25 protein-coding genes and 2 tRNA genes are annotated in these 25,501 nt (G+C 62.3%); 10 read left to right on the top strand and 17 right to left on the bottom strand.

The window, feature by feature from the left end; genetic code table 11:
- Positions 1 to 5: 5 nt before the first annotated feature.
- Genes AC4D2Q_RS05315 through AC4D2Q_RS05305 form a run of 3 tightly spaced genes read right to left on the bottom strand, consistent with a single transcriptional unit; the run spans position 6 to position 1,650 of the window.
- Complete coding sequence (locus AC4D2Q_RS05315; protein ID WP_490945537.1) at positions 6 to 668, bottom strand: aminodeoxychorismate/anthranilate synthase component II; 663 nt, start codon at positions 666 to 668, stop codon at positions 6 to 8.
- Between the two features lie 5 nt (positions 669 to 673).
- Positions 674 to 844, bottom strand: coding sequence for a hypothetical protein (locus AC4D2Q_RS05310; RefSeq protein ID WP_490927777.1), 171 nt, complete (start codon positions 842 to 844; stop codon positions 674 to 676).
- A 2-nt stretch (positions 845 to 846) separates the two neighbouring features.
- Positions 847 to 1,650 carry a class E sortase gene (locus tag AC4D2Q_RS05305; RefSeq protein WP_490945536.1) on the bottom strand — a complete coding sequence of 268 codons (804 nt, stop codon included), beginning with the start codon at positions 1,648 to 1,650 and terminating at the stop codon, positions 847 to 849.
- Positions 1,651 to 1,870: 220 nt separating this feature from the next.
- Here AC4D2Q_RS05305 and AC4D2Q_RS05300 point away from each other — a divergent pair, with 220 nt between their 5' ends.
- Positions 1,871 to 2,122 (top strand): cell division protein CrgA, encoded by a 252-nt coding sequence (locus AC4D2Q_RS05300; protein WP_400930139.1) that lies wholly within the window; start codon positions 1,871 to 1,873, stop codon positions 2,120 to 2,122.
- 497 nt (positions 2,123 to 2,619) lie between these two features.
- Here AC4D2Q_RS05300 and AC4D2Q_RS05295 read toward each other — a convergent pair whose 3' ends face one another.
- Entirely contained in the window at positions 2,620 to 3,471 is an 852-nt protein-coding gene (locus AC4D2Q_RS05295) for a rhomboid family intramembrane serine protease (RefSeq protein WP_490945535.1), read from the bottom strand.
- A gap of 79 nt (positions 3,472 to 3,550) precedes the next feature.
- The gene (locus tag AC4D2Q_RS05290) at positions 3,551 to 4,093 is read right to left on the bottom strand and encodes a peptidylprolyl isomerase (protein ID WP_400930145.1); all 543 of its coding nucleotides are present in this window, start codon (positions 4,091 to 4,093) and stop codon (positions 3,551 to 3,553) included.
- Between the two features lie 171 nt (positions 4,094 to 4,264).
- Here AC4D2Q_RS05290 and AC4D2Q_RS05285 point away from each other — a divergent pair, with 171 nt between their 5' ends.
- Entirely contained in the window at positions 4,265 to 5,260 is a 996-nt protein-coding gene (locus AC4D2Q_RS05285) for a hypothetical protein (protein WP_490945534.1), read from the top strand.
- Between the two features lie 76 nt (positions 5,261 to 5,336).
- Here the strand turns inward: AC4D2Q_RS05285 and AC4D2Q_RS05280 are convergent, their stop codons facing one another.
- The 12 genes from AC4D2Q_RS05280 to dnaA form a co-directional block, all read right to left on the bottom strand.
- Positions 5,337 to 6,251: a DMT family transporter gene (locus tag AC4D2Q_RS05280; protein ID WP_490945533.1), complete on the bottom strand. Its 915-nt coding sequence runs from the start codon at positions 6,249 to 6,251 to the stop codon at positions 5,337 to 5,339.
- A 134-nt stretch (positions 6,252 to 6,385) separates the two neighbouring features.
- A tRNA-Ala gene (locus AC4D2Q_RS05275) sits at positions 6,386 to 6,458 on the bottom strand.
- Positions 6,459 to 6,525: 67 nt separating this feature from the next.
- A complete protein-coding gene (locus tag AC4D2Q_RS05270) occupies positions 6,526 to 6,645 on the bottom strand; it encodes a DLW-39 family protein (protein WP_490945532.1) in 120 nt (39 codons plus the stop codon).
- A gap of 45 nt (positions 6,646 to 6,690) precedes the next feature.
- Positions 6,691 to 6,764: transfer RNA gene (locus AC4D2Q_RS05265), tRNA-Ile, on the bottom strand.
- Positions 6,765 to 6,895: 131 nt separating this feature from the next.
- Positions 6,896 to 7,405: a DUF3566 domain-containing protein gene (locus AC4D2Q_RS05260; RefSeq protein ID WP_490945531.1), complete on the bottom strand. Its 510-nt coding sequence runs from the start codon at positions 7,403 to 7,405 to the stop codon at positions 6,896 to 6,898.
- Positions 7,402 to 10,032: a DNA gyrase subunit A gene (gyrA, locus tag AC4D2Q_RS05255; RefSeq protein WP_490945530.1), complete on the bottom strand. Its 2,631-nt coding sequence runs from the start codon at positions 10,030 to 10,032 to the stop codon at positions 7,402 to 7,404. The genes AC4D2Q_RS05260 and gyrA overlap by 4 nt, the downstream gene beginning before the upstream one ends.
- A gap of 57 nt (positions 10,033 to 10,089) precedes the next feature.
- Entirely contained in the window at positions 10,090 to 12,156 is a 2,067-nt protein-coding gene (gene gyrB / locus AC4D2Q_RS05250; protein ID WP_490945529.1) for a DNA topoisomerase (ATP-hydrolyzing) subunit B, read from the bottom strand.
- 255 nt (positions 12,157 to 12,411) lie between these two features.
- Positions 12,412 to 12,999 carry a DciA family protein gene (locus AC4D2Q_RS05245; RefSeq protein ID WP_490945528.1) on the bottom strand — a complete coding sequence of 196 codons (588 nt, stop codon included), beginning with the start codon at positions 12,997 to 12,999 and terminating at the stop codon, positions 12,412 to 12,414.
- Positions 12,983 to 14,167 carry a DNA replication/repair protein RecF gene (recF, locus tag AC4D2Q_RS05240; protein WP_490945527.1) on the bottom strand — a complete coding sequence of 395 codons (1,185 nt, stop codon included), beginning with the start codon at positions 14,165 to 14,167 and terminating at the stop codon, positions 12,983 to 12,985. Before recF ends, AC4D2Q_RS05245 begins: the two co-directional genes overlap by 17 nt.
- Before the next feature lie 78 nt (positions 14,168 to 14,245).
- Positions 14,246 to 15,199, bottom strand: coding sequence for a phosphogluconate dehydrogenase (NAD(+)-dependent, decarboxylating) (gnd, locus tag AC4D2Q_RS05235; protein ID WP_490945526.1), 954 nt, complete (start codon positions 15,197 to 15,199; stop codon positions 14,246 to 14,248).
- A 48-nt stretch (positions 15,200 to 15,247) separates the two neighbouring features.
- Positions 15,248 to 16,372 carry a DNA polymerase III subunit beta gene (dnaN, locus tag AC4D2Q_RS05230; protein ID WP_490945525.1) on the bottom strand — a complete coding sequence of 375 codons (1,125 nt, stop codon included), beginning with the start codon at positions 16,370 to 16,372 and terminating at the stop codon, positions 15,248 to 15,250.
- Between the two features lie 564 nt (positions 16,373 to 16,936).
- Positions 16,937 to 18,358 carry a chromosomal replication initiator protein DnaA gene (gene dnaA, locus AC4D2Q_RS05225; RefSeq protein WP_490945524.1) on the bottom strand — a complete coding sequence of 474 codons (1,422 nt, stop codon included), beginning with the start codon at positions 18,356 to 18,358 and terminating at the stop codon, positions 16,937 to 16,939.
- Between the two features lie 476 nt (positions 18,359 to 18,834).
- Here dnaA and rpmH point away from each other — a divergent pair, with 476 nt between their 5' ends.
- The 8 genes from rpmH to AC4D2Q_RS05185 all read left to right on the top strand — a co-directional run bounded on the left by rpmH (position 18,835) and on the right by AC4D2Q_RS05185 (position 24,809).
- On the top strand, positions 18,835 to 18,972 hold the full coding sequence (gene rpmH / locus AC4D2Q_RS05220) for a 50S ribosomal protein L34 (RefSeq protein WP_056010217.1): 138 nt from the start codon (positions 18,835 to 18,837) through the stop codon (positions 18,970 to 18,972).
- Positions 18,973 to 19,034: 62 nt separating this feature from the next.
- The gene (gene rnpA / locus AC4D2Q_RS05215; protein WP_490945523.1) at positions 19,035 to 19,382 is read left to right on the top strand and encodes a ribonuclease P protein component; all 348 of its coding nucleotides are present in this window, start codon (positions 19,035 to 19,037) and stop codon (positions 19,380 to 19,382) included.
- Between the two features lie 28 nt (positions 19,383 to 19,410).
- A complete protein-coding gene (gene yidD / locus AC4D2Q_RS05210; RefSeq protein WP_490927791.1) occupies positions 19,411 to 19,782 on the top strand; it encodes a membrane protein insertion efficiency factor YidD in 372 nt (123 codons plus the stop codon).
- 8 nt (positions 19,783 to 19,790) lie between these two features.
- Entirely contained in the window at positions 19,791 to 20,753 is a 963-nt protein-coding gene (gene yidC / locus AC4D2Q_RS05205; protein ID WP_490927792.1) for a membrane protein insertase YidC, read from the top strand.
- The gene (locus AC4D2Q_RS05200; RefSeq protein ID WP_490945522.1) at positions 20,750 to 21,319 is read left to right on the top strand and encodes a Jag family protein; all 570 of its coding nucleotides are present in this window, start codon (positions 20,750 to 20,752) and stop codon (positions 21,317 to 21,319) included. Before yidC ends, AC4D2Q_RS05200 begins: the two co-directional genes overlap by 4 nt.
- 46 nt (positions 21,320 to 21,365) lie before the next feature.
- Positions 21,366 to 21,998, top strand: a complete 633-nt coding sequence (gene rsmG, locus AC4D2Q_RS05195) for a 16S rRNA (guanine(527)-N(7))-methyltransferase RsmG (protein ID WP_490945521.1) — start codon at positions 21,366 to 21,368, stop codon at positions 21,996 to 21,998.
- A 424-nt stretch (positions 21,999 to 22,422) separates the two neighbouring features.
- On the top strand, positions 22,423 to 23,376 hold the full coding sequence (locus AC4D2Q_RS05190) for a ParA family protein (RefSeq protein WP_490927880.1): 954 nt from the start codon (positions 22,423 to 22,425) through the stop codon (positions 23,374 to 23,376).
- 101 nt (positions 23,377 to 23,477) lie between these two features.
- Complete coding sequence (locus AC4D2Q_RS05185) at positions 23,478 to 24,809, top strand: ParB/RepB/Spo0J family partition protein (RefSeq protein ID WP_490945520.1); 1,332 nt, start codon at positions 23,478 to 23,480, stop codon at positions 24,807 to 24,809.
- Positions 24,810 to 25,501: the final 692 nt, after the last annotated feature.

The following is a 25,501-nucleotide window of genomic DNA, read 5'->3' as shown; positions in this document are numbered from 1 at the left end:
CGCTCCTAGCGCGGAAGGGACTGCGTCTCCGTGGACATCAAGGGGCTCAGGGTTGCTGCATGCGCTGCGGCTCCGGCCAGGCCCAGCCCCTCCAGCCAGTTCCCCAGCATCTGATATCCGCCTTCGGTCAGCACTGACTCAGGGTGAAACTGGACACCGGACAGGGGAGCTGCGGAATGCCGGAGGCCCATGATAATTCCGCTCTCGGTCCGCGCAGTGACCTCGAGTTCCGCGGGAATGGTGTCGGCCACCGCTGCGAGTGAGTGGTAGCGGGTTGCCGTGACCGGGCTTTTCAATCCCTGGAACACGTCCGTTCCGCCGTGGTGCACGCAGGAGGTCTTGCCGTGCATCAGTTCCGGTGCGTGGGTCACGGTTCCGCCGTAAGCTTCGGCGAGGGCTTGGTGCCCCAGGCAGATTCCCAGCATCGGCTTGTTATTCTCTCCGCACCAGCGGATCAGATCGATGCAGACACCTGCCTCAGCCGGTGCCCCGGGGCCGGGAGACACCAGTACGCCGTCACGGGCGGCGGCCAGGTCGATCGCCTCGGCCAAGGTGACGTCGTCGTTGCGCACCACGGTGGTTTCAGCGCCAAGCTGCTGAAGGTAGCCCACCAGTGTGTAGACAAAGCTGTCGTAGTTGTCGACCACCAGGATTCGGATACTGCTCATGGGTTCTAGGTACCGCCAATCGTGGAATCTGTGAGGGGACTGAGGAAGCTGAATTCGGAAAACCAGGGGAAGACGTAATTCATCAGCAGGAGCACCACGCCGATGATCAGCGCCAGGGCAATGAGGATGCGGACCCAGAGCGGTCCCGGCAGAGTTCTAAAAATCCATCCGTACATTTTTAGCCTGCACCTTCCGCGTTGTGGGCAACCTGAGCTGCGATTTCAGCCGGCGGCCCGGCAGACAGCGGCTGCCATGACTCCATCACCGAGTAGGCGATAATCCGTTCCTGGGCACCGAACCTTGGATTGCAGCTGGTGAGGGTGAGGAAGCGTTCCGTCGGCACAGCTGCCGGTTCGGTTGGCACCGGTGCAATAACATCCACACGGTCCGGCAGGACTATCTGGTTGTTTCGGTAGACGTAGGTGTAATAGCCGTCCTTGGTCTGCACATAAATCTTATCCCCGGGGACGAGGGTATGAATGGCGTCCAGGACCTGCCCGTGGGTTTGCCGGTGTCCGGCCAGCGCGAAGTTGCCCACCTCTCCGGGCATGGCCGTGGAGGGATAGTGTCCCAGCCCCAGGGTATCCAGCACGGACGTTCCCACGCCGCTCGTGACGGGGCGTGAATAGGTCTCTCCGAAGCGGGGGACGTAGACCACGGCGAAGGTCTGGCCTTCAGTTTCGATGGCCGGCAGGACAACGGGGTCTCCGTAATCGGGAGGGCCTGCCGGGGCCTCGGGGGCAGGAGCCACGGGCGCATCGAACTGCTCGAAGAGCTGTCCCACGGCTTGGTCCTGCTTGCGGTTGGCGTCGATATTGGTCCACCAGAGTTCCCATGCCACGTACAGCACCAGAAGCAGTCCGAGCGTAATGAGCAGCTCACCGAGGATCTGGACGACCAGCTGGCCGCGGCTGCGCGCGGGCCGGCGCCGTCGGCCCTTGGGGTCTGCGGGCGCAGGGGGTGCCGTTCGGGAGGTAGCCAAGAGGCCCCTTTCTTTATGCAGCCTATGTCTGCGGCTGTTGCTCAGGCGACACGCAGGACTCCCGCCATTCGCTACGATGAGTACAAGGGAAACAGCCAGGTGCGGTGGCAGCCCCCAGTCAGGATACAGCCGGGCCAGGGTCCGGAAAGGCACCACTGCACCGTGGCCCCGCCATGACCGTACATGCCGGCGTCTCGAGAGCCGGTTCCTAGGAGGATCCGTGCCTGAATCGAAATCCCGCAAGAAGCCCGCCGCCGCCTCTCCCGCGCCCAAGGCTTCCTCGGCACCAAAGCCCAATCCGGTTTGGTACAAGCCGGTCATGTTCAGCCTGATGATCATCGGTCTGCTGTGGATCATCGTCTTCTACATTTCCCAGGGTGAGTACCCGGTTCCGGCGCTCGGCGCCGGCAACATCCTCGTCGGCTTCGGCGTGGCTATCGTTGGCTTCCTCATGACCACCCGCTGGCGCTGACGGAACAGTTCTCCGTTAGTACCCCCGCCCAGGCTCATCTCTGTGATGTGAGGGGCCTCCTCTCAACGCCAAGGTTGTGCACACACTGTGCACAGAGTTATCCACAGGTGTGTGTAACTTTGCAGGCTCGCTTTGCAAAAACACCGGAAACACGGGAGCAACAGTTATCCACAGCTGTGGAATTACATGTGTGTAACTTGGTTTAGCCTCTGGATAACCTGTTCACAGCGCGCGTACCATCCTGTGGATAACTTCCGGCGGAGGACAGAGAGACAGCTCGCCTGGACATTGGGCGAACTCCCCTGACGGGCGTCCGCATGTTTCACCGGCGGGCCGGAACCCCTTAAGCGGCGCCGGTTTCGTCCCGGACAAGCGAAGCGGGCCGGGAGCATCAGCATCCCGGCCCGCTAAGTTATTAACACTGTGGGTATCCCTGTGGATAACACCTCAGGGTTTCAGGGCACCGCTTACGGCCCCCGGCGAGGGGCAGAAGAGCCTCACACCAGGCCCTTAGCCGCAGCCAGCACTGCGGAAAAGACACACAGGAACACCACGATTGCCGCCAAACCGGCGAACTGCACCAGCGAACGGTTCCTGCCTCTGGGCGCGAAGACCAGCACGGCCGCACAGGCAACACCGGTGAGCAGTCCGCCCAGATGGGCCTGCCAGGCGATGTTGGGGACAAAAAAGCCCAGCGCAAAGTTGATGGCCAGCAGGATCAGCACCGACCGGACGCTGGCCCGCCGCTGGAGCAGCACCACCAGCAGGGCGCCGAAGAGTCCGAAGATCGCCCCTGAGGCCCCAACCACGGGCTGGACGATGGGATTAAGCAGCAGGACACCCACCGATCCGCCCAGTGCGGAAATCAGATACAGCAGAGCAAAGCGGAGCCGGCCCAGCTGTGGTTCCAGCCCTTGGCCCAGGAACCACAGGGCATACAGATTGAAGGCAATGTGAAGTATTCCGCCGGGGGAATGGAGGAAAGCTGAGGTCAGCATGCGCCATGGCTCAATGCCGGTGTACACCGGGGCGTACCAGAGCGCGTAGGTGAACGGCGGATAGAGGAACTGGACCACGAAGAACACAGCGCAGATCACCATCAGGGTGATGGTGACTACGGGCTTTCCCGTGGCCACCTTTCCGCCGTAGGGCGTCCGGTAGGCCGGAGACTTCCGCTGGGTCTCCCGGAAACAGTCCACGCACTGGATTCCCACGGCCGCTGCATGCTGGCATTCCGGGCAGGCGGGCCGTCCGCAGCGCTGGCAGCGGATATAGCTGACCCGGTCGGGGTGGCGCGGACAGACGGGGACCTGTGAGGCCGGAGTTTCAGCAGGCACTCCATATGACATTGCGGTACTCCCAAGAAAATGAGGCCAGATGGACGAAAGGCCCCGGCCGGGTCATCCGGCCGGGGCATCGTCAAGGGGTTTAGAGCTGTTCGACGGTGATGCTGTTGATGACGACGTCCTCGGCCGGCTTGTCACGCATGTCGGTGGCGACGGCGTTCAGCTGGTCCACCAGGGCACGGGACTCTTCATCGGCAACCTCGCCGAAGATGGTGTGCTTGCCCTGCAGCCAGGTGGTGGGGACGGAGGTGATGAAGAACTGGGATCCGTTGGTTCCGCGGCCCATCTGCACACCGGCGTTGGCCATGGCCAGCTTGTACGGGGTGGAGAAGTCCAGGTCCGGGTTGATCTCGTCGTCGAACTGGTAGCCCGGTCCGCCGGTGCCGCGGCCCAGGGGATCGCCGCCCTGGATCATGAAGTCCTTGATGATGCGGTGGAAGATGGTGCCGTCGTACAGCGGCCGGCTGGTCTTCTCTCCCGTTGCCGGGTCGGTCCACTCGATTTCGCCGGTGGCCAGGCCAACAAAGTTCTTTACCGTCTTGGGCGCGTGGTTGCCGAAGAGGTTGACCTTGATGTCGCCCATGGACGTGTGGATGGTCGCAATTGCGGTAGGAATAGCAGTCATACGCTTCATTCTTCCATGGCGGCGCGGCTGGCGGGCGGAATTCGGCAGGTTCAGCGCACAGTGAAAAGTCCGCCCCGCCCAGCCCGTCAATAGCCCGCAGCAGCCAAGTCAACGTAGTGTAAGGATGAACCGTCACTATCCCGGGAGGTAGTTTTGAAGAAGAAGGACCGCATGTCGCGTGACTTTGAAGCCAATGTCACTGCAGGCGTAGAAACGGCACGTGACTGGGCAGCACCGAAGGTGGAGGCCGCGCGTGACTGGGCAGTGCCCCGCATCGAAAAGGGCATTGAAACCGCTTCGCCCAAGATCCAGGAAGGCATCAAGCGAGCCGGCGACGGCGTCGCTGCCGGAGTAGCCACGGTTACTCCCCGCATCCAGGAGGGTCTGCAGAAGGTTGGCCCGAAGATCAGCCAGGCGGTGGATGAAGCCACTCCCCGTATCCAGCACACGCTGGACCGCGCCACTCCGGTGATCACCGGCGCCCGGGACAAGGTTGTGGACGACTACATTCCCACCCTCTCCACCCGTATTGGCGATGCCTCCACCACGGTGACGCGTACGCTCGGCACCGCTTCCGTTCCGGTGCAGACGGCTGTTGCCAAGGTTACCGGGAACAAGAAGGCTCTGAAGAAGGCACAGAAGGCAGCCGCTCAGGCCGCCAAGGAAGCCCGCAAGAACCAGAAGGGCGGCGGCAAGGGCTGGCTGATCTTCGGCATCCTTGCAGCAGCCGTGGCTGCAGGTGTTGCCGCGTGGCGCGCTTCGCGTCCGGTTGAGGACCCCTGGAAGACCCCGGCGCCGGCGAAGCCCGAAACCATCAAGGTTCCGGAGCCGAAGCCCGCTTCGGCCCAGCCGGCTGCATCTGCGCCTGCTGCCCCTGCTGCACCCAAGGCAGCCGCAGCAACCGCTCCCACAGCGCCCAAGCCTGAGACTCCGGCCGCCAAGGCTGCCTCCAACGGCAAGGAATCCGTTCAGGAATCCAAGGACACCGTGGCGAGCATCAAGGAAGCCGCTGAGCGCGCAGCAGCACGTTCCGGCGAGAAGGCTGCCGAAGCCGCCAAGCACAGCAAGGAAGCCGCTTCCAAGGCCTCCGATGCTGCCAAGACGTCAGGCACCGCCAAGAAGTCCGGCGCACACGCTGAAAAGCCGACGGAAAAGACCGCCGAGTAACCAGCCAGCACCAAAGCAACACCAAAGGAGGGCCCCCGCTTTTGCGGGGGCCCTCCTTTGTGCATGGAACGGAAGGCTACGCTTCGATGTCCCCGCCCAGGGCGGGAGGTGCCGGCGGCAATGCCTCGGTCTTGGCGGCACGGCGTCCCTGCCCGGTGACGACGACGGCGAGGCCCGCCAGGATCAGGGCCAGTCCCCCGTACGTGCCGGCGGGCAGCTGCTCCTGCAGAAAAACGGCCGCCAGGATCGCCGCACCGGGGATTTCCAGCAGAATGATCATGGAAACCACCAGCGGTGAAATGACGGCCAGCAAATGGTTGAAGACGCTGTGGCCCAGCAGCTGCGCCACCACGGTGACGCCCAGAATTCCCAGCCAGGCGGCAGGCTCGAAGGACACCACCGGCTGGCGGAAAACTGCGCAGAGAAGTAGCAGGAGCACTGAACAGAGTCCGTAGCAGAGGGAGGTGTAGGTTCCGGTGCTCAGGGTGGCCCGGGCCTTGCCTCCGGCGATCGTGTAGAGCCCGGCCAGTGCGCCGCCGGCCACTGCAAGCAGATCCCCGAGCAGGGCTTCGCGGGAGAGGGCAAGGTCGAATCCCGTAATGACAACGACGCCGACCAGCGCGGCTCCCAGCCCGGCCAGGACGCGCGGAGCCACCGGGATGCCGCGGAACAGGTTGAAGAGGGCTATCCAGCCCGCCTGCAGGCACACCAGGGCCGTTGCGGCGGCCACCGAGGTGAGCTTCAGGGCCGTGATGAAGCAGGCGAAGTGCAGGGCAAGGGCAATCGAGGCGATCAGGATCCATTTTCTCTCGGCCCGGTTCAGCCGGGAGAATCCACGGGGATTGCGCAGCACAGCGGGAGCGCCCATCACCACCGCTCCCAGTGCGTTGCGCCAGAACGCAATGGCCAGGGCCGGGGCGGCGGTTGCTGCCATGATGGGGCCGGATGCTGAAACACCAAGAACGCCGATCACGGCGAGGAAAACGGTCACCAGAGCAACAATAGAGGACCTGCGGGGCACCGGCGGCCACTGCTCCGGGGGTCGGTGCGGAGGGCGGTTCCGGGCATTGACGCGGTCCGGTTAACGCAGAAAGTCCCAGCCAATCGGCTGGGACTTTCTTTCGGTGGAGGCACGGGGACTCGAACCCCGAACCCCCTGCTTGCAAAGCAGGTGCGCTACCAATTGCGCCATGCCCCCGAAATGTGAACTCATCCAGTATAACCCACCCTGACCTGCGGTGGAACCAGACTAATTCAAAAGGAAATCAGTCAACCTTGTCGGTTGAAGACTTCCAAACGGATTTCTCCGCGGCAGTTTCCTGCCATTTTTTTACCGCAAAGATTCCTGCAACTGCCGCTACAGCTACTGCCAGCAACTTTTTCACAGTGCCTCCTTGCTTGGTGGCGCATCACCTTTCAGTGATGTTCCGTGGGCGCACCAGGACTTGAACCTGGGACCTCTTCGTTATCAGCGAAGCGCTCTAACCGCCTGAGCTATGCGCCCCGATACCTTCTCGGGCCGAGATAAAACTTTACCCCACCTCTGCCGGGATCCCAAATCGGAATCCAAATTTCTGTCCGGCCGGCTCTTTTTGAGGGCAGCGGCCGGACAGAAATCGGTAAATAATCCGCTTTTTAGTCGTCCGTCAGCGTCACGCCGATGCCGCCAACCAGAGTGGAGGCAATGTTGTACAGCACGGAGGCGAGCATGGACAGGGCCGTCAGGAGCAGGACGTTGACCACGGCGATGATGGTCGCGAAGGAAACCACCTGTCCCAGGGACGCGAACTCCCGCAGGTCAAAGCCGCCGGATTCGCTGCCGGCAATCTCACCGAGGATGGTGTTCACGCGGTCAAAGATGCCGGTCAGGTCCAGCACAGTCCAGAGCACGATCGCGGCAACCACGGTTACCACGCCCAGTGCCACGGACAGGAGGAAGGACATTTTGAGCACCGACCACGGGTCTATCTTGCTGACCAGGAGGCGGGCCTTGCGGGCCTTGGCCTTGGGAGCGGGCTTCACGAGCGGCGGCCGGTTCGCAGGAGCGCTCTGACCACTTCCGGGGCGCTGGGCAGGGCGTGCGGGTGTCTTCACCCGGGGTCCTGTGCTCGACGCCGACCTGGGATTTGAGTTGGTCGAGCTCACTCGTTACCTCCATCGTCTGTCGGCTGTGCATCATGCTCAGCCGTTGTGTCTGTAGCCAACGGTACTTCATCGGCACCGGTGCCTACAGACGCTCCGTCCGCGGGCTGGCCGCCGTCGCCGGCATCGGGAACAGGCGTCCCGGCAGCGTCGTCGTCGTCGGTCTCATCGATGCCCAGGTCACGCTCGGAGTTGCGGGCAACCGCGATGATCCGGTCGTTCTTATCAGGCTTGGCGAAGATAACACCCATGGTGTCGCGTCCCTTGGCCGGAACCCCGGCCACGGAGGAGCGGACAACCTTGCCGCCCTGCATGACCACCAGGACTTCGTCTTCTTCCTGGACAATCATGGCCCCCACCAGGTGGCCCCGGTCCTCTGCGTACTTGGCCACCTTGATGCCCAGTCCGCCGCGGCCCTGGACACGGTATTCGTCCACCGCGGTGCGCTTGGCGTAGCCGCCCTCGGTGACAATGAACACGTAGGAGTCCTCAGTGACCACGTCGGCGGCCAGCAGTTCATCGTCTTCGCGGAACTTCATGCCGGTCACACCGGAGGTGGCGCGGCCCATGGGGCGCAGCGCATCATCGGTGGCGGTGAAGCGCAGCGACTGGCCCTTGCGGGAGACCAGCATCAGGTCATCGGTTTCGGAGACCAGCTGGGCTGAAACCAGCTCGTCGCCGTCGCGCAGGTTGATGGCGATGACGCCGGCGGACCGGTTGGTGTCGTAATCCTCCAGGCGGGTCTTTTTCACCAGTCCGCGCTTGGTGGCGAGCACCAGGTAGGGAGCGGCGTCGTAGCCGGGCAGGTCCAGGACCTGGGCAATGTGCTCATCCGGCTGGAAGGCCAGCAGGTTGGCCACGTGCTGGCCCTTGGCGTCCCGGCCTGCTTCGGCCAGTTCGTAGGCCTTGGCGCGGTAAACCCGGCCCAGGTTGGTGAAGAACAGCAGCCAGTGGTGGGTGGTGGTGACAAAGAAGTGCTCGACGACGTCGTCGCCGCGCAGCTGCGCCCCCTTGATTCCCTTGCCGCCGCGGGCCTGCTGGCGGTAGTTGTCGCTGCGGGTGCGCTTGACGTAGCCGCCGCGGGTGATGGTGACGACCATTTCCTCTTCGGGAATCAGGTCTTCCATGCTCATGTCGCCGTCGTAGCCCATCACGATGTGGGTGCGGCGGTCGTCGCCGTACTTCTCCGCGATTTCGCGCAGCTCTTCGCTGACGATCTGCCGCTGGCGGGCTTCCGAAGCCAGGATGGAGTTGTATTCGGCGATTTCGAGCTGCAGCTTGGCGTGCTGGTCCTGGATTTTCTGGCGTTCCAGGGCGGCCAGGCGGCGCAGCTGCATGTCCAGGATGGCCTGGGCCTGCAGTTCATCGATGTCCAGCAGGCCCATGAGGCCGTTGCGGGCCTCCTCGACCGTGGTGGAGCGGCGGATCAGCGCAATGACGTCATCCAGGGCATCCAGGGCCTTGAGCAGGCCGATGAGGATGTGCGCCACTTCTTCGGCCTTGCGCAGCCGGTACCGGGTGCGGCGGACGATAACTTCCAACTGGTGGGTGACCCAGTGGCGGATGAACGCGTCCAGGCTCAGGGTGCGGGGCACGCCGTCAACGATCGCCAGCATGTTGGCGCCGAAGTTTTCCTGCAGCTGGGTGTGCTTGTAAAGGTTGTTCAGCACCACCTTGGCCACGGCGTCGCGCTTGAGCACGATCACCAGGCGCTGGCCGGTGCGGCCGGAGGTCTCGTCGCGCATGTCGGCGATGCCGGAGACCTTGCCGTCCTTGACCAGCTCGGCGATCTTGATCGCGAGGTTGTCCGGGTTGGCCTGGTAGGGCAGCTCGGTGACCACCAGGCAGGTGCGGCCCTGAAGTTCCTCCACGTTGACAACGGCGCGCATGGTGATGGAACCGCGGCCGGTGCGGTAGGCGTCTTCGATGCCCTTGTGCCCCAGGATGGTGGCGCCCGTGGGGAAGTCCGGGCCCTTGATGCGGCGGATCAGTTCCTCAAGCAGGACGTCGTTGGGTGCCTCGGGGTTCTCCAGGTACCACTGGACACCGTCGGCCACCTCGCGCAGGTTGTGCGGGGGAATGTTGGTGGCCATACCCACGGCGATGCCGGAGGAACCGTTGACCAGGAGGTTCGGGAAGCGCGCGGGCAGGATGGTGGGTTCCTGGTTGCGGCCGTCGTAGTTGTCCATGAAATCGACGGTTTCCTCGTCGATGTCGCGGACCATTTCCATGGCCAGCGGGGCCATCTTGGTTTCGGTGTACCGCGGTGCGGCTGCGCCGTCGTTGCCGGGGGAGCCGAAGTTGCCCTGGCCCAGGGCCAGCGGGTAGCGCATGGTCCAGTCCTGGATCAGGCGGACGAGGGCGTCGTAGATGGCCGAGTCACCGTGCGGGTGGTACTGGCCCATGACTTCGCCGACCACGCGGGCGCACTTGTTGAAGGAGCGCTCCGGGCGGTAGCCGCCGTCGAACATGGCGTACAGGACGCGGCGGTGGACGGGTTTCAGGCCGTCGCGCACGTCCGGGAGGGCACGCCCGACGATGACCGCCATGGCGTAGTCCAAGTAGGACCGCTGCATTTCTGTCTGCAGATCGATCTGTTCAACCCGGTCTGAGAGGGTTTCTTCACTCATTGGTTGTTCCGTTCTTCAAAAGCTTTGTGAATCCGCGGGCGCAGGGGTGGCGTGGTCCTAGATGTCCAGGAAGCGCACATCCTTGGCGTTCTGCTGGATGAAGTTGCGGCGGGATTCAACGTCCTCGCCCATCAAGACGGAGAAAATCTGGTCCACGGAGGCGGCGTCATCCATGGTGACCTGCTGCAGTGTGCGGTGGGCGGGGTCCATGGTGGTGTCCCAGAGCTCGGTGTAGTCCATCTCGCCCAGACCCTTGTAGCGCTGGATTCCGTTGTCCTTGGGCAGGCGCTGGTTGTTGGCCAGGCCGCGGGCCACAACCTCGTCGCGTTCGCGGTCGCTGTAGACGTAGTCGTGGGCGTGGTTGGACCACTTGATCCGGTACAGCGGCGGCATGGCCAAGTAGACATAGCCGCTTTCGATGAGCGGGCGCATGTAGCGGAAGAGCAGCGTCAGCAGCAGCGTGGTGATGTGCTGGCCGTCCACGTCTGCATCGGCCATCAGCACGATCTTGTGATAGCGGGCCTTCTCCACATCGAAGTCTTCGCCGATGCCGGCTCCGAAGGCGGTGATCATGGACTGGACTTCGGCGTTGCCGAGCGCACGGTCAAGGCGGGCACGTTCCACGTTCAGGATCTTGCCGCGCAGCGGCAGAATGGCCTGGGTCTCCGGGTTGCGGCCGCGGACGGCGGAGCCGCCTGCGGAGTCACCCTCCACAATGTAGATTTCGGACTTGGACGGGTCCTTGGAGGAGCAGTCCTTGAGCTTGCCGGGCATTCCGCCGGATTCCAGCAGGCCCTTGCGGCGGGTGGATTCGCGGGCCTTGCGGGCCGCGAGGCGGGCCTGGGAAGCCTGAATGGACTTGCGGATTACGTCGCGTGCGGGGCCGGGGTTGCGCTCCAGCCAATCGCCCAGCTGGTCGGTGACCACGCGCTGGACAAAACCCTTGACCTCGGAGTTGCCGAGCTTGGTCTTGGTCTGGCCCTCAAACTGGGGTTCGGCCAGCTTCACGGAAATGACGGCGGTCAGGCCTTCGCGGATGTCATCGCCGGTGAGGTTGTCATCCTTTTCCTTGATGATGTTCTTCTCGCGGGCATACCGGTTGATCAGCGACGTCATGGCGGCACGGAAACCCTCTTCGTGGGTACCGCCCTCATGGGTGTTGATGGTGTTCGCGTAGGTGTGCACGCTTTCCGAGTACGCAGTGGTCCACTGCAGTGCCATTTCCACGGCCATTTTCTTGTCATTGTCTTCGGTTTCAAAGGCAATGACGTCGTCGTGGATGGCTTCGTACTTCTTGGAGGAGTTCAGGTACTTGACGTAGTCCAGCAGCCCGTCCTTGTACATGTAGTCCACGACGCGGTGCTTGGGGCCGGTTTCGGTTCCCTCTTCGGACGGGGACTCCGCGATTTCCTCGGCTTCTTCTTCAACGGTCCGCTCATCGGTCAGGATGATGCGCAGGCCCTTGTTCAGGAAGGCCATCTGCTGGAAGCGCGCCCGCAGCGTTTCAAAATCGAATTCCGTGGTCTCGAAGATCGAGGGGTCGGGATAGAACGTCTGCGTGGTGCCGGTCTCGTCTGTGGGCTCGCCCTTGCGCAGTCCTCCCACCGGATGTCCGCCGTCGGCGAAGCTCTGGTTCCAGACGAAACCCTGCCGCCGAATCTCGGTTTCCACCCGGGCGGAAAGGGCGTTCACGACGGAGATACCCACACCGTGCAAACCGCCGGACACCGCGTACCCGCCGCCGCCGAACTTTCCGCCGGCGTGCAGGATGGTCATGACCACCTGGACCGTTGGCATGTTTTCGGTGGGGTGCATGTCAACCGGAATGCCCCGGCCGTTGTCGCTGACCCTGACGCCGCCGTCGGCCTGAAGCGTAATGTCGATGCGGTCGCAGTAGCCCGCCAGCGCTTCATCCACGGAGTTGTCCACAACTTCGTACACCAGGTGGTGCAGCCCGCGGGGCCCGGTGGACCCGATGTACATGCCCGGACGCTTCCGAACCGCTTCCAAACCTTCCAGCACGGTAATTTCGTTGGCGCCGTACTCGTGCGGAGTGGGCTTTTCAGTGTCGCCCTGGTTCATCGGCGTTACCTCAGCGTTGTCCATCTCATTGTCGTTAGCCACAGGTGCTGTCGACTCCTCAGTGTGTTGGTCAGTTTTGGCGCCGCTCCCCAGAACAGGCGTCTCAACTTCCAATTCTACCGTGTTGCGGGGTCAATCCGGCCCAAAACACCCCCTAAGCGGCCACTAAAGCAGGTTTTGAGCCTGCGCCAGCCCCGTGTCTAAGTCCGGATATGACCGGAGGGGTCCCAGAGCCGCTGAACGGCGCTGGGCCAGTGCGGCCCCATGCACCGGATTCCGCCGCGGATCAGTGGTTTCCTACCCGTAGGTGTCGCGCGGGCCGCGCCCCTTGACACTGCGCAGACCTTTGCGCCAGTTGGGCGCAGCCGGCCCGATAACCTCGATCTTCGTGACGACGCCGGAGCCAAGTTCAGCGTCAAACCGGCTGATGAGGGAACTGCGCAGCAGCCGCAGCTGCGTGGCCCACGCCGTGGAATCGCAGCGCACCTGGACAGTGGTGTCCGAGAAGGACTCGGGTTTGCAGTGCGCGCTGACTTCGGGACCCACCAGTTCTTCCCAGCGGGAAATGACAGAGCCGACCGCCACGGGCGAATTCCAGCCGCGTTCACTGACGAACCTGTTGAAGACCTTGCCCACGCCCTGCGGGTCACGGCCGGTGTATTCCCCGGGGACGAACGGCAAAGCCGCTTTTCGCTGCCCGGCCTTGCGCCGGCTCGGGGAAATCCGTGAGTTTCCCCGCGCCTGAGCGGCCTGGCGCATCCGGTTCAACTGCGCCTGGGCGGCATCCTGGCGGATTTCTTCGGGTTCGCCGGTTTCCCGGGCACTGGCCGGGACATCATCGGCCGGCAGTCCGTCGAATTCGCGTTTGTCAGAGGGCGGGAACACTGATGCCTCCGGGAACCACGGTGATCAGTTCCCCGGCCAGGGCTTCCGGAATATCTCCGGCCACCGCCGCGGTGACCAGCACCTGCTCTGCCCCGGAAACAATTCCGGCGAGGCGCTTGCGGCGCTGGACGTCGAGCTCGGCAAACACGTCGTCCAGGATCAGGATGGGCCCGGCGCCCGGGCTGTCGTCATCGCTGAGGAGCAAATAGTACGTACCCAGGCGCAGCGCCAGGGCAAAGGACCAGGTTTCGCCGTGGGAGGCGTATCCCTTGGCCGGAGCCTGGCCCAAAACCAGCTCCAGATCATCCCTGTGCGGCCCCACCAAGGAGACGCCGCGTTCAATTTCACGGCGGCGGTTGGCGGCAAAGGCAGCCATAAACCGCTCCGCCAGTTCCGGTTCGGAGAGCCCGTACAGCTCCTCGGGGTCCGCATCGCCGACGACGGCGCCGTCGTCGTTCACTGCGCCTTGGAGCGTTGAGCGGTAGACGGCCCGGGCTGCCTTGCTGCCGTCCGTCAGGTCCTGATAGGCGCTTTGCATGTGGGGCTGCAGCCGCTGCAGGGCCTCAAGCCGGGCTGCAAGGAGGCGGGCGCCGGCCGCAGCCATGTGCTGGTCCCAGACTTCAAGCGTGGCTTCATGGGAGGAGGTGAACCGTCCGGCAGCCCGGGCTGATTTCAGGAGCGCATTGCGCTGTTTCAGGACACGCTCGTAGTCGCTGCGGGTAGCGGCATGCCGGGGAACCAGAGAAACAATCAGGTCGTCAATGAACCGGCGCCGGCTTGAGGGATCCCCTTTGACCAGGGCAAGGTCCTCCGGAGCAAACAGAACGGTGCGGCACATGCCCAGAATGTCGCGGGCGCGCACGGGGTTTGCCCGGTTGATCCGGGCGCGGTTGGACCGGCCGGGGTTAAGCTCCAGTTCGATGCTGGTGCGCTGGGTTCCGCGGACCAGCCGGGCCCGGACCAGGGCCTGTTCTGCGTCAAAGGAGACCAGGGGTGCGTCGGTGCTGACCCGGTGGGAGGACAGGGACGCCAGATAGCCGATCGCCTCGACAATGTTGGTTTTGCCGGTTCCGTTGGGGCCTACAAACACGGTCACCCCCGGCTTCAGCTCCAGGTCCAGCTGGGGATAGCTGCGAAATCCGGTCAGGGAAAGGTAATCAATGTACAAGCCTGTCCACCTTTGTCCTGCCCTTCGAGTGCCTCGTGCGCTGTGCGCTTTCCTGTGCTTCCACCCTACTGCTGCGAACTACTCCGGGCTGCCGGTTCCGTCCACGGCCGCCGGCGGAGCGGGGGTGTCCTGCACCGGCGGAACCCCGCTGCCCGCGGGCCGAACATCATGCCCGCCAAACTGGTTCCGCAGCGCGGCCACCATCTTCATGGCCGGGGAATCGTCCTGCCGGGAAACGAACCTGGCGTAGAGCGCCGCGGTAATGACCGGGGCGGGGATTCCGCTCGCCACAGCTTCCTGCACCGTCCACCGGCCCTCGCCTGAATCCTCCGCGTATCCGGCAATGCGGCTCAGTTCCGGATCCTCGTTGAGGGCATTGACCATCAGGTCCAACAGCCAGGACCGAATGACGGTGCCGTCCTGCCAGGCCCGCATGATTCCGGGCACATTGGTGATGATGTCCTTGCCGCTGAGCAGCTCGTACCCCTCGGCGTAGGCCTGCATGAGGCCGTATTCAATTCCATTGTGGATCATCTTGGCGTAGTGGCCGGCGCCCACCCCGCCGGCGTGGACAAAGCTGCGCTCCCGGTCCCCTTCCGGACGCAGCGCGTCCAGGACCGGCATCGCCAGGGCAATGTCCTCGTCGGCGCCGCCTGCCATCAGTCCGTAGCCGTTCTCCTGGCCCCAGACTCCGCCGGAAACCCCGCAGTCCATGAAGCGGATCCCTTTCAGGGCGAGTTTTTCCGCGTTGCGGATATCGGCGTCGTACCGGGAGTTGCCGCCGTCGATCACCAGATCGCCCCGCGACAGCACTTCGGTCAGTTCGCTGATCACCGCGTCGGTGACGTCGCCGGCAGGAACCATGACCCACACCACCCGAGGCGAGGGCAGGTCCGCCACCAGCTCCGTCAGCGACCCGACGTCGCTGGTGACCGGATTCCGGTCGAAGCCGGTGACGTCAATGCCGTTGCGGCGCAGGCGTTCGCGCATGTGAAAACCCATTTTGCCGAGTCCAATGAGGCCTATGTGCATGGCAGGTTCCTCTTTCTGTTCTCCGCGGCCGGGCTTCCGCGCCGCGCCCTACTGGTTGGGCAACCGGACCGGCATCAGCAGGTAGCGGTAGTCTTCACGGTCATCGCCGGTGAGCTCTTCCTGGGCGGAAAGTACAGCGGGCTTGGGCGGCGTCGTGAACGAAAAACGCACGTATTTGCTCGGGAAAGCACTCAGGCCTTCGCTGAGGTAGTGCGGGTTGAAGGCCACGGTGATGTCATCACCGATCAGGGATGCTTCCAGCGCCTCGGACGCCTGTGCGTCCTCACCGGTACCGGCGTCCAGGGTGACCTGCCCGTCAGTGAAGGCAAGGCGGACCGGAGTGTTTCGCTCCGCCACCAGGGAAACGCGGCGCACGGCTTCCACCAGCGCACTGGTTTCCACCGTTGCGTGAATGGGAGTGCTGTCCGGGAAGAGGGAGCGGATCTTGGGGTAGTCCCCGTCCACCAGCAGCGAGGTGGTGCGGCGGCCGCCGCTCTCAAAGCCAATCAGCTCGCTGTCATCCGAGAAGGCAATGTTCAGGTCCCCGGCACCGCCGAGGGTCTTGGCCACTTCGTTGAGGGTTTTGGCCTTCACCAGCGCGCTGGTGGAGATTCCCGGCGTAGACGGCTTCCAGGAGAGCTCGCGCAGGGCCAGGCGGTAGCGGTCGGTGGCCAGGAAAGTGATGAGATCGTCTTCGATCTCCATCCGGACCCCGGTAAGGATGGGCAGGGTGTCATCCCGGCTGGCGGCAATGATGACCTGGGAGACCGCCTGGGCAAAGGCATCACCGTCGACGACGCCGCTCACCTCGGGCAGTGCCGGAAGTTCCGGATATTCGGCCACGGGCATGGTGGCCAGGTTGAAGCGGCTGTTGCGGCAGGTCAGGGTGACCTTGGAACCGTCGGTTTCAACTTCAACCGGTGCGGAAGGCAGGCTGCGGCAGATTTCGGCCAGCAGACGGCCCGAAACCAAAATAGTGCCTTCTTCGGCAATGTCGGCTGCGATCTGGAGCCGCGCCGAGATCTCGTAATCGAAGCTGGCGATGCTCAGTGATCCGCTCTCCGCCTTGATTAGCAGGCCCGACAGAACCGGAACCGGAGGACGGGGCGAGAGGGAACGCGCTGTCCATGTAACCGCTTCGGCCAGGACATCCCGCTCAACTCTGAACTTCACAGCAGGGTGCCGCCTTTCACAACGTACTTTTCAGTACAACTGAATCTTCATGACAAGTGAGGGAGCATCGCCGGCGCTGCGGCGCCGCAGCTGCGCCGCATTCGGACACCGTCCAGGGACAGGTCGCGAAGGACAACAATACTCTGTGCCAGCTTAGCGCCCGACCCGCCGTGGATGCACGGCGCAGCAGGTATCCCCCGGAAGGTCCCTGCCCACCCCCCAAAAGACGTCGGATGTTCTTCCCAAGGTCTTGGCGTGGTTGGTCCGGAAAGGTCAGATGTTATTTGGTGGAACCGAATTTCTTAAGGTTCGTAGTGTTAATAACTCCTGTGGATACTGTGGATAACCTAGCCGATCGCGGCGTCATGGCTTGTTTTGCCTGTGGATAACCTGTGGGTTCGCGCTGCAGCGTCCGGTATGGGTTGTGGGGAACTTTTTTGGAGTTCCGCGTATCCACAGGGAAGCACCGCTAATTGGAAGTTATCCACCGGGTTATCCACACCCTTGTCCACAAATGTTAATTTCGAGCCCCTGCGGGGCTCTGAATCCCCGCAACGGCGGGGATTATGCTTCCCGCTGCTGCTGCTTGATTCGGTTGGTCAGCTCGGTCACCTGGTTGTAGATGGCCCGCCGTTCAGCCATCAGTTCCCGGATCTTGCGGTCCGCGTGGATCACCGTGGTGTGATCGCGTCCGCCCAGCTCCTGACCGATCTTGGGCAGGGACATGTCCGTGAGCTCACGGCACAGGTACATGGCGATCTGCCGTGCGGTTACCAGGGTCCTGGTGCGGGACTTGGAACACAGCTCCTCGAGGCTGATCTGGAAGTAGGCAGCCGTCTGTCCCAGGATGGATGCCGCGGTGATTTCCTGGGCGCCGTCGTCGGTGATGAGGTCCTTAAGGACAATTTCGGCCAGTCCCACATCCACCTGCTGGCGGTTCAGGCTCGCGAAAGCGGTAACCCTGATCAGGGCGCCTTCGAGTTCGCGGATGTTCGTGGAGATTTTGGAGGCAATGTACTCCAGCACGTCATCGGGAGCGCTCAGGCTGTCACCGATGGCTTTCTTGCGCAGAATCGCGATGCGTGTTTCCAGTTCCGGCGGCTGGACGTCCGTCAGCAGGCCCCACTCGAACCGCGAACGCATGCGCTCCTCAAATCCGGACAGCTGCTTGGGCGGCAGGTCGGAGGTGATCACCACCTGTTTGTTGTGGTTATGGAGTGCGTTGAAGGTATGGAAGAACTCTTCCTGGGTGGCGTCCTTGTTGGCCAGGAACTGGATGTCATCAATGAGCAGGATGTCCACGTTGCGGTAGAGCTGCTTGAAGCTGGCGCCTTCGTCGTACCGGATGGAGTTGATGAAGTCGTTGGTGAATTCTTCGGAATTTACGTACCGGACCCGGATACCGGTGTACAGGTGGCGCGCATAGTGCCCGATGGCGTGCAGGAGGTGGGTCTTGCCCAGTCCGGAGTCGCCGTAGATGAAGAGGGGGTTGTAGGCCTTGGCCGGCGCTTCGGCAACGGCCACGGCAGCCGCGTGGGCAAAGCGGTTGGAGGAGCCGATAACGAAGGTCTCGAAGACATACTTGGGGTTCAGCCGGCCGAACTCCTGCGAGGTGCTTGGCGGAGTCGGAGAAGGCGCGCCGCTCTCGCCACTGGGGACGGGGCTGGGGGCGGGCTGCTCGGGCTCGGGCTCAGGATCGGCCTTCACCGCCGGCAACATGTCGGCGTCAATAACGAAGGCGCACTGGATGTCGGCCTGGAAAACTCCGCGCAGGACCTCGTCCAAGATGTGCTTGAGCTGGGTCTGCAGGACTTCACGGGTGAGCTCGTTGGGAACAGCCACCAGCAGCGTGGTTCCGATCAGGCCCTGAGCCTGGGCCAAAACCACGAATCCGCGCTGCCTGGGAGAGACGCGGTCGTCCGTCTCGAGGGTCCGAATGACCTTGCGCCAGGAACTTCCAACGTCGTTGATTTCGTCCGTGCCCACAAAAACCTCTCGTGATCGCCCTCAGCGGTCTCAGATAACTTGGAAGCCCGAGCGGGTTTCCGGCGGTTCATCCACAGACTTATACACAGTTGGTGGATAAAACACCCGAGGCCTAGCCTAAGGGATGATTTACGCCCGTGGTAGCTGGATTCCGGCTGTGGACAGCCTCTGGGACAGGGCTCACACCACCTTTTGGGAGGGTATGCTGGGACGAGTTGTCCACAGGTGTGGATAGAACTGTATGAACAGGGCTGGGCCCACAAGCCGGTGTTCCGGTTTGACTGAGGCCGATCCTGCCCCTAACGTGGAGTAGTCCTTTGTGTCTGCTATCTGCACTCATTCATGCCCATCAGGGTTCTGGGAATCAGGGTCCAGGTCCGGGTTGAGAGCAGTCAGTCACATGAAAAAAGCGCCGCTTGTTCTTCCCCCTTGTCGTAGCAAGCCAGCGCAACTCAGATTGTCTTGGAGTAACTACCGTGAGCAAGCGGACTTTTCAGCCGAATAACCGCCGTCGTGCCAAGAAGCACGGCTTCCGCCTTCGCATGCGTACCCGTGCAGGCCGTGGAATCCTTTCCGCACGCCGCGCCAAGGGCCGTACCGAACTGTCGGCATAAATAGCCTCAAGTTTGTCGATGCTGCCTACCCGCAGCTCCGCTTCCGATTCCAGGTGGTCTGAATGTTGGCCGTAGGGAACCGGGTGCGGACGTCGACGGATTTTTCTCATACTGTACGTTCCGGTGCCCGAAGTGGGCGCCGGAACGTAGTTCTATATGCGGTGAAATCGGGACAGCAACCTACCCGCGTAGGCTTCATCGTCGCGAAAAGCGTCGGGAACGCAGTGACACGCAACCTCGTTAAGAGAAGACTGAGGGAAGCAGCTGCTCAAAGCCTGCGTGAGTATCCCACCGGCTTCGATATTGTTGTCCGCGCACTGCCGCCGGCGGCAACGGCGTCGTGGGAGGATCTCCGTACCGACTACATGAGCGCTCTCCGTACTTGTGCGGGCAAGCTCGACCGTAATTGAACGCTTAGCCAGAAGGGGTGATCTGCTGATGAGCCGCTCCGGGAACAAACCGGCACGCGCTGTTCAGACGATTGCCAAATGGGTGTGGAATCTTCCCCGCTACGTGCTGATCGGGCTGCTGATCGCCTATCGAAAAACCATTTCGCCTTTGTACGGGCCGGTGTGCAGGTTCTTCCCTTCCTGTTCCGCCTATGCGCTTGAAGCCGTCACCGTGCACGGTGCCGTGCGCGGCACCTGGCTCGCTGCCCGTCGGCTGATTCGCTGCCACCCGTGGAACGACGGCGGGGTGGACCACGTCCCCCATGGAGACAGGATTTGGGACCACAATCAGGTTCCGAGGATTATTGTGCTGAATCACCCCGTGATTCCAGCCGACGAAGACAGCCGCGAAGCGGCTTAGGAGAGTAAATGGGTTTCTTCGGAACGATACTGTTCCCGTTCAAGTGGGTAGTGTCCTGGATCATGTGGATCTTCCACGAGGGCTTTGTGTTCCTCGGGATGGATGCCGCATCGGGCTGGACTTGGACGCTGTCCATCATCGGCCTCGTGATTGTTATCCGTGCCGCACTGATTCCTGTTTTCGTCAAGCAGATCAAGGCCCAGCGCGGCATGCAGTCACTGCAGCCGGACCTGAAGAAGCTCCAGCAGAAGTACAAGGGCAAGACTGACCAGCTCTCCCGTCAGGCAATGACGCAGGAGCAGATGGCCCTGTACAAGAAGCACGGCACCAACCCGTTTGCGGCCTGCCTGCCGATGCTGATTCAGATGCCGTTCTTCTTCGCCCTGTTCCAGGTCCTCAGCGGCGTTTCCAAGGCCAGCGACGACGGCAAGGAAATTGGTGCCCTTTCTGCCGATGCCATCCAGCAGTTCGACGCCGCCACCATCCTTGGCGCCCCGCTGTCCTCCTCGCTGCTGCACGGCGGCAGCGGCGGCGGCCAGACCGCCGTCGTTATCCTGTCGATCATCATGATCGTTGCCATGACTGCTTCTCAGTTCATTACACAGAAGCAGATCATGTCCAAGAACATGTCTGAAGAGGCCCTCGCGAGCCCCTTCATGAAGCAGCAGAAGATGATGCTTTACGTTCTGCCGCTTGTCTTCGGCATCGGTGGCATCAACTTCCCGATCGGTGTGCTTATCTACTGGACCACCACTAACCTGTGGACCATGGGCCAGCAGTTCTTCGTGATCCGCCGGATGCCCACCCCGGGCTCCCCCGCCGCCAAGGCCATGGCCGAACGCCGCGCCAAGAAGGGTCTGCCGATGGTGCCCCTGCTCGGTGAAAAGAAGTCAGACGCCGTTGAGCCCGCTCCGGTGGCAACCAAGGTCCAGCGTCAGCAGCCCCAAAGGAAGAACAGGAAGAAGCGATGACCACAGAGCCCGTGGCGGAGTTCCCGGAGACCGTTCCCGATTCCGCGGAAGGGGATTCTTCGGCTGTTGAAAACGCTGGATCCCCACGCCCCGGGCGCCTGGAAGAAGAGGGCGACGTCGCTGCGGACTACCTCGAGGAGCTGCTGGACATTGCCGATATCGACGGCGATATCGACATAGAGGTCCGCAGCGGCCGCACCTATATTTCGGTGGTGGCCGAAGAGGGTGACGCCACGGGCCTGCAGAATCTCGTGGGCAGGGACGGCGAGGTCCTTGAGGCCCTGCAGGAACTGACCCGGCTCTCCGTACTGACGGCCACTGACAGCCGCTCCCGCCTGGTGCTGGACATTACCGGATACCGCCGGGGGCGCAACGCTGAACTCCAGGCAATTGCAGAGAAGGCCGTTGCCGAGGCGCGGGAAAGCGGCCAGGAGATCGCCCTGGACCCGATGAGCGCCTACGAACGAAAAATAGTGCACGACGCCGTGGCTGACCTCGGACTTGCCAGTGAGTCCGAGGGCGAGGGGGCCGCACGCCACATCGTGGTGTCCCTGCCCGCCTCCTAGGCCCATCTAACGCTGGAACACTGCACCGCAGACAAGGAATTACCACGTGGTTGAAACAACGCCCGCAGAACGCACAGCGGCGGATAAAATCTTCGGCTCCCGGCTGGACCTGGCTGAACGCTACGTCGAACACCTGGCCACCTCGGGCATGGAACGGGGCCTGCTGGGGCCGCGTGAAGTGCCCCGGTTGTGGAGCCGGCACGTTTTGAACTGCGCCGTCGTCGCCGACCTGATTGCTGCCAATACCCGGGTGGCCGACGTGGGAAGCGGAGCCGGCCTCCCCGGCCTCTGCCTGGCGATTGCCCGCCCGGACCTTTCGCTGACTCTGATTGAACCGCTGGAACGCCGGGTCATCTGGCTCAACGAGGTGGTTGAGGACCTCGGTCTGGAGAATGTGACAGTGCTCCGCGGCAGGGCGGAGCAGGTTGTCAAGGAAGTGGACGCAGACGTCGTGACGGCCCGCGCCGTATCCGCTCTGTCCACGCTGGCAGGCCTCACCATTCCCCTCCTGAAGGGAAAGGGAGAGGTGTTGGCCATCAAGGGCCGCAGCGCCGAGGAGGAAATCCAAAAGGCTGCAAAGGTGATCCGGAAGCTTGGCGGCCGGGAAACCTCCATTGTGACCGCCGGTGATGGTCTTCTCGAGGAACACACCACCGTGGTCCGCATTCTCGTAGGCTAAAGGACACTGCACTTTCTTGTGCACACACCGGGTCCGATCCGGGATATTGGCCGGGCACCGGATAGGCTGGATGGACTAATGCCTATGTTTGGAAAGTGAGCATGTCCAGGTGAGTGCGCGCCGCGATTCCGGAGCAAAACGGATTCCACCCTTTGCAGCATTGGGTTCTGCCCTCTCCGCCCAGTTCTCTCGAACGCAACCACAGTTGTTTGCAGAAGAGGGAGAGCCGGTGTCAGTTCCTGCCAGGGATGCCGTTTCATCCGAAACTGCAGCATCTGCCCCCGTAGAACGTGCCGTCGAGGTTCCTGATCAAGAGTCGGTTTTCAAAAACACTGCGGTTGCCGTGCCCGCCGACGTGGCGGAGACGGTTTCACGTGAAACGACGGCCGATGTCGTACCCCTGCAAACCCCGGCCGAATCAGCCGTGGCCCCTGAGGCTATCGAAGGTGGTGTAACCGATGCGGCCGTTCGGCCGTCGTCGGTGGACGTTATGGATCTAATGGACGAAAGTACGCCCCTCGCCCGGGAACTGGCACAGGAAACCCGTCGCCGGGACAAGCTCCGCGGCCGCGTCCTGCCTCGACCGTCACAGACGCGAATCATGACGGTAAGCAATCAGAAAGGTGGCGTGGGTAAGACCACCACCACCGTAAATCTGGCTGCTGCGCTGGCCACCGCCGGCCTCAACGTCCTGGTTATCGACATTGATCCGCAGGGCAACGCATCCACAGCTCTTGGCATTGACCATCATGCCGAAGTGGAGAGCATCTACGACGTCCTGATCGACGACGTCCCGCTTGCAAACGTTGTGGCTCAGTGTCCCGACATCAGCAATTTGATCTGTGCTCCGGCAACCATTCACCTGGCCGGCGCCGAGATCGAACTCGTTTCCCTGGTCGCGCGTGAGCAGCGGCTGAACAAGGCCATAGTTGCCTACGCGGCCGAGCGTGAACGCAGCGGCCAGGAACGTCTCGACTACATCTTCATCGACTGCCCGCCGAGTTTGGGCCTCCTGACCGTGAACGCATTTGTGGCTGCCCGCGAAGTACTCATTCCCATCCAGTGTGAGTACTACGCCCTTGAGGGCCTCAGCCAATTGCTCAAGAACATTGAGATGATCCAAAAGCATTTGAACGCGGACTTGGTTGTTTCAACGATCCTGCTGACGATGTACGACGGGCGAACCAACCTTGCAGCTCAGGTGGCAGCCGAAGTTCGGGAGCACTTCCCTGAGCAGGTACTGGGGGCAGTGGTTCCCCGTTCCGTTCGTATCTCCGAGGCACCGAGCTACCAGCAAACCGTTATGACGTACGATCCGTCCTCCAGCGGCGCGCTCTCCTACCTCGAAGCTGCATCGGAAATTGCCCAGCGAGGCTAGACACCCTCAAGGCACTGCCTCGTTCTTGAAGCAACAAATCGTAGACTACAGTCACAAACAATCCATGCCGCTTGCTGTGTGCATAAGGGAAGGACATACCCATGACCGAAAAGCGTCGTGGTTTGGGAAGAGGCCTTGGGGCACTCATCCCCAGCAGTGCAGAGAGTGAGTCAGCTCCGCAGGCATCTCCTGCACCCGGCCGGGGTGGCCGGCCTGTAGACCTCTTCTTTCCCTCCGCCGGCGAGAGCGATGCTGCGTCCCGCCCGTCATCGGGCACTCGACGGGGGGCGGGAATTAATAAGGACGCTCTAAGGCGTCCTGCTGAGTCCGTGGCGGGATCCCGCAAGCGCCAGGGCCGCGAACAACTGTCACCGGCTTTGGACGAGTCCACTGCGGCAAGCGATGCGCAGGGCCCGAAGGGGTCGGGGGCAGTGGCAGGTTTGACGCCTACTGAAGCATCGGCCGAGAGTTCCGTCGCCAGTACCTCTGCTAAGCCTGTAGATGGGCCTGTGGGGCCTTTGGAGACAGGAAAGACCCCTGAGGGAGCCGATGCTTCTTCGAGCGCTTCTGCGGCACCGCGGGAGTCCTCTGTTTCACGTGAAACGTTAGTCGAGGTGCCCGGTGCTACCTTTGCTGAGATTCCCGTTGACTCGATCCATCCGAACAGGAAGCAGCCCCGTTCAGTCTTCGATGAAGACGACATGGCGGAATTGGTTCATTCTATTCGGGAGATCGGCGTGCTTCAGCCGATTGTTGTGCGTCCGTCGCTCGAGAACGATCCTGACCATCCGTATGAACTTGTCATGGGTGAACGGCGTTGGCGCGCAAGCCGCGAAGCAGGTCTTGCTGCCGTTCCTGCCATCATCCGCTCCACCCAGGATGTCGACCTCCTGCGTGACGCGCTGCTGGAGAACCTCCACCGCAGCCAGTTGAACCCGTTGGAAGAAGCTGCGGCATATCAGCAGCTTCTGGATGATTTCGAGTGCTCCCATGATGAGCTCGCCGCACGCATTGGCCGGTCACGTCCGCAGATATCCAATACCCTGCGATTGATGAAGCTTCCTCCCCTGGTCCAGCGGCGGCTTGCTGCAGGCATCCTTTCGGCTGGCCACTCACGTGCACTGCTCGGCCTCGCTGACGCGGCCGAAATGGAAAAGCTTGCTCAGCGGATCGTTGCTGAAGGTCTTTCTGTCCGAGCAACGGAGGAAATTGTTTCACTGAGCGACGGGCTGAGGCGTCCGGCTAAGGAGGCAAAGCCCAAGGTTGGGGCCAGGCATGAGCGCCTGGATTACTTGGCTACGTCTTTGTCCGATCGTCTGGATACGAACGTCAAGATCACCTTGGGTGCCCGTAAGGGAAAAGTCAGCATCGAGTTTGCAAGCGTGGATGACTTGAATCGGATCATGGGAGTGCTTGCGCCTCCTGCGTCCTGATGTAGTAAGACCCGGCCCGGGTACTCATATCAGGGGCTAATAGGGGCTGGTGTTCCATCTGGAACGCCGGCCCCTATTTTATGATTCAGCACTGCCGGCCGCGGGCGGGTGATGGTGTCTTGGGCTCTTACGCGTACTTGAAGTGGGATTAAGGTATTTTCCCTCCTTTGCTCCGCGAGTAGCGTGTGTCTTCACATAGGTTTCACGTGAAACACATGCTCGGCCACCTTCACTCTTATGTCTGGCCGGCTGGGGTTTCCGGCATCTCCAGCGGCCACATAAGAGAGATGTTGAGCTGATGGTCGATGGTTTGCGGTGAGAGAAATTGCTTTGGGATTGTTGGCGGACCCAGACGGCTGTACCGAGAGTCATGTAGAAGTAGACAGATCCGAGTGTCTTAGGCCGGCGATTGCCGTCACGTTGAGTCCATGTCGTTCAGTCGATCTTTTGTTTCACGTGAAACATGGCGGCAAGATAATTCCAGGTGCCTCTTGTAGTACTTGTGTCCGTATTAGGGTCTGTAGCTCAAGAAGGTGAGCAACATCTACCCCTCAGACCAGAGGATGGTGCGTTGTATCGTCCTTTCGGGACTCGGGACTCGGGACTCGGGACTCGGGACTCGGGACTCGGGACTCGGGACTCGGGACTCGGGACTCGGGACTCGGGACTCGGGACTCGGGACTCGGGACTCG

This window comes from Arthrobacter sp. TJ-178 (assembly GCF_058269275.1).
The sequence above is the reverse complement of the archived record's forward strand: the minus strand, read 5'-3'. Positions and strand labels throughout refer to the sequence as shown.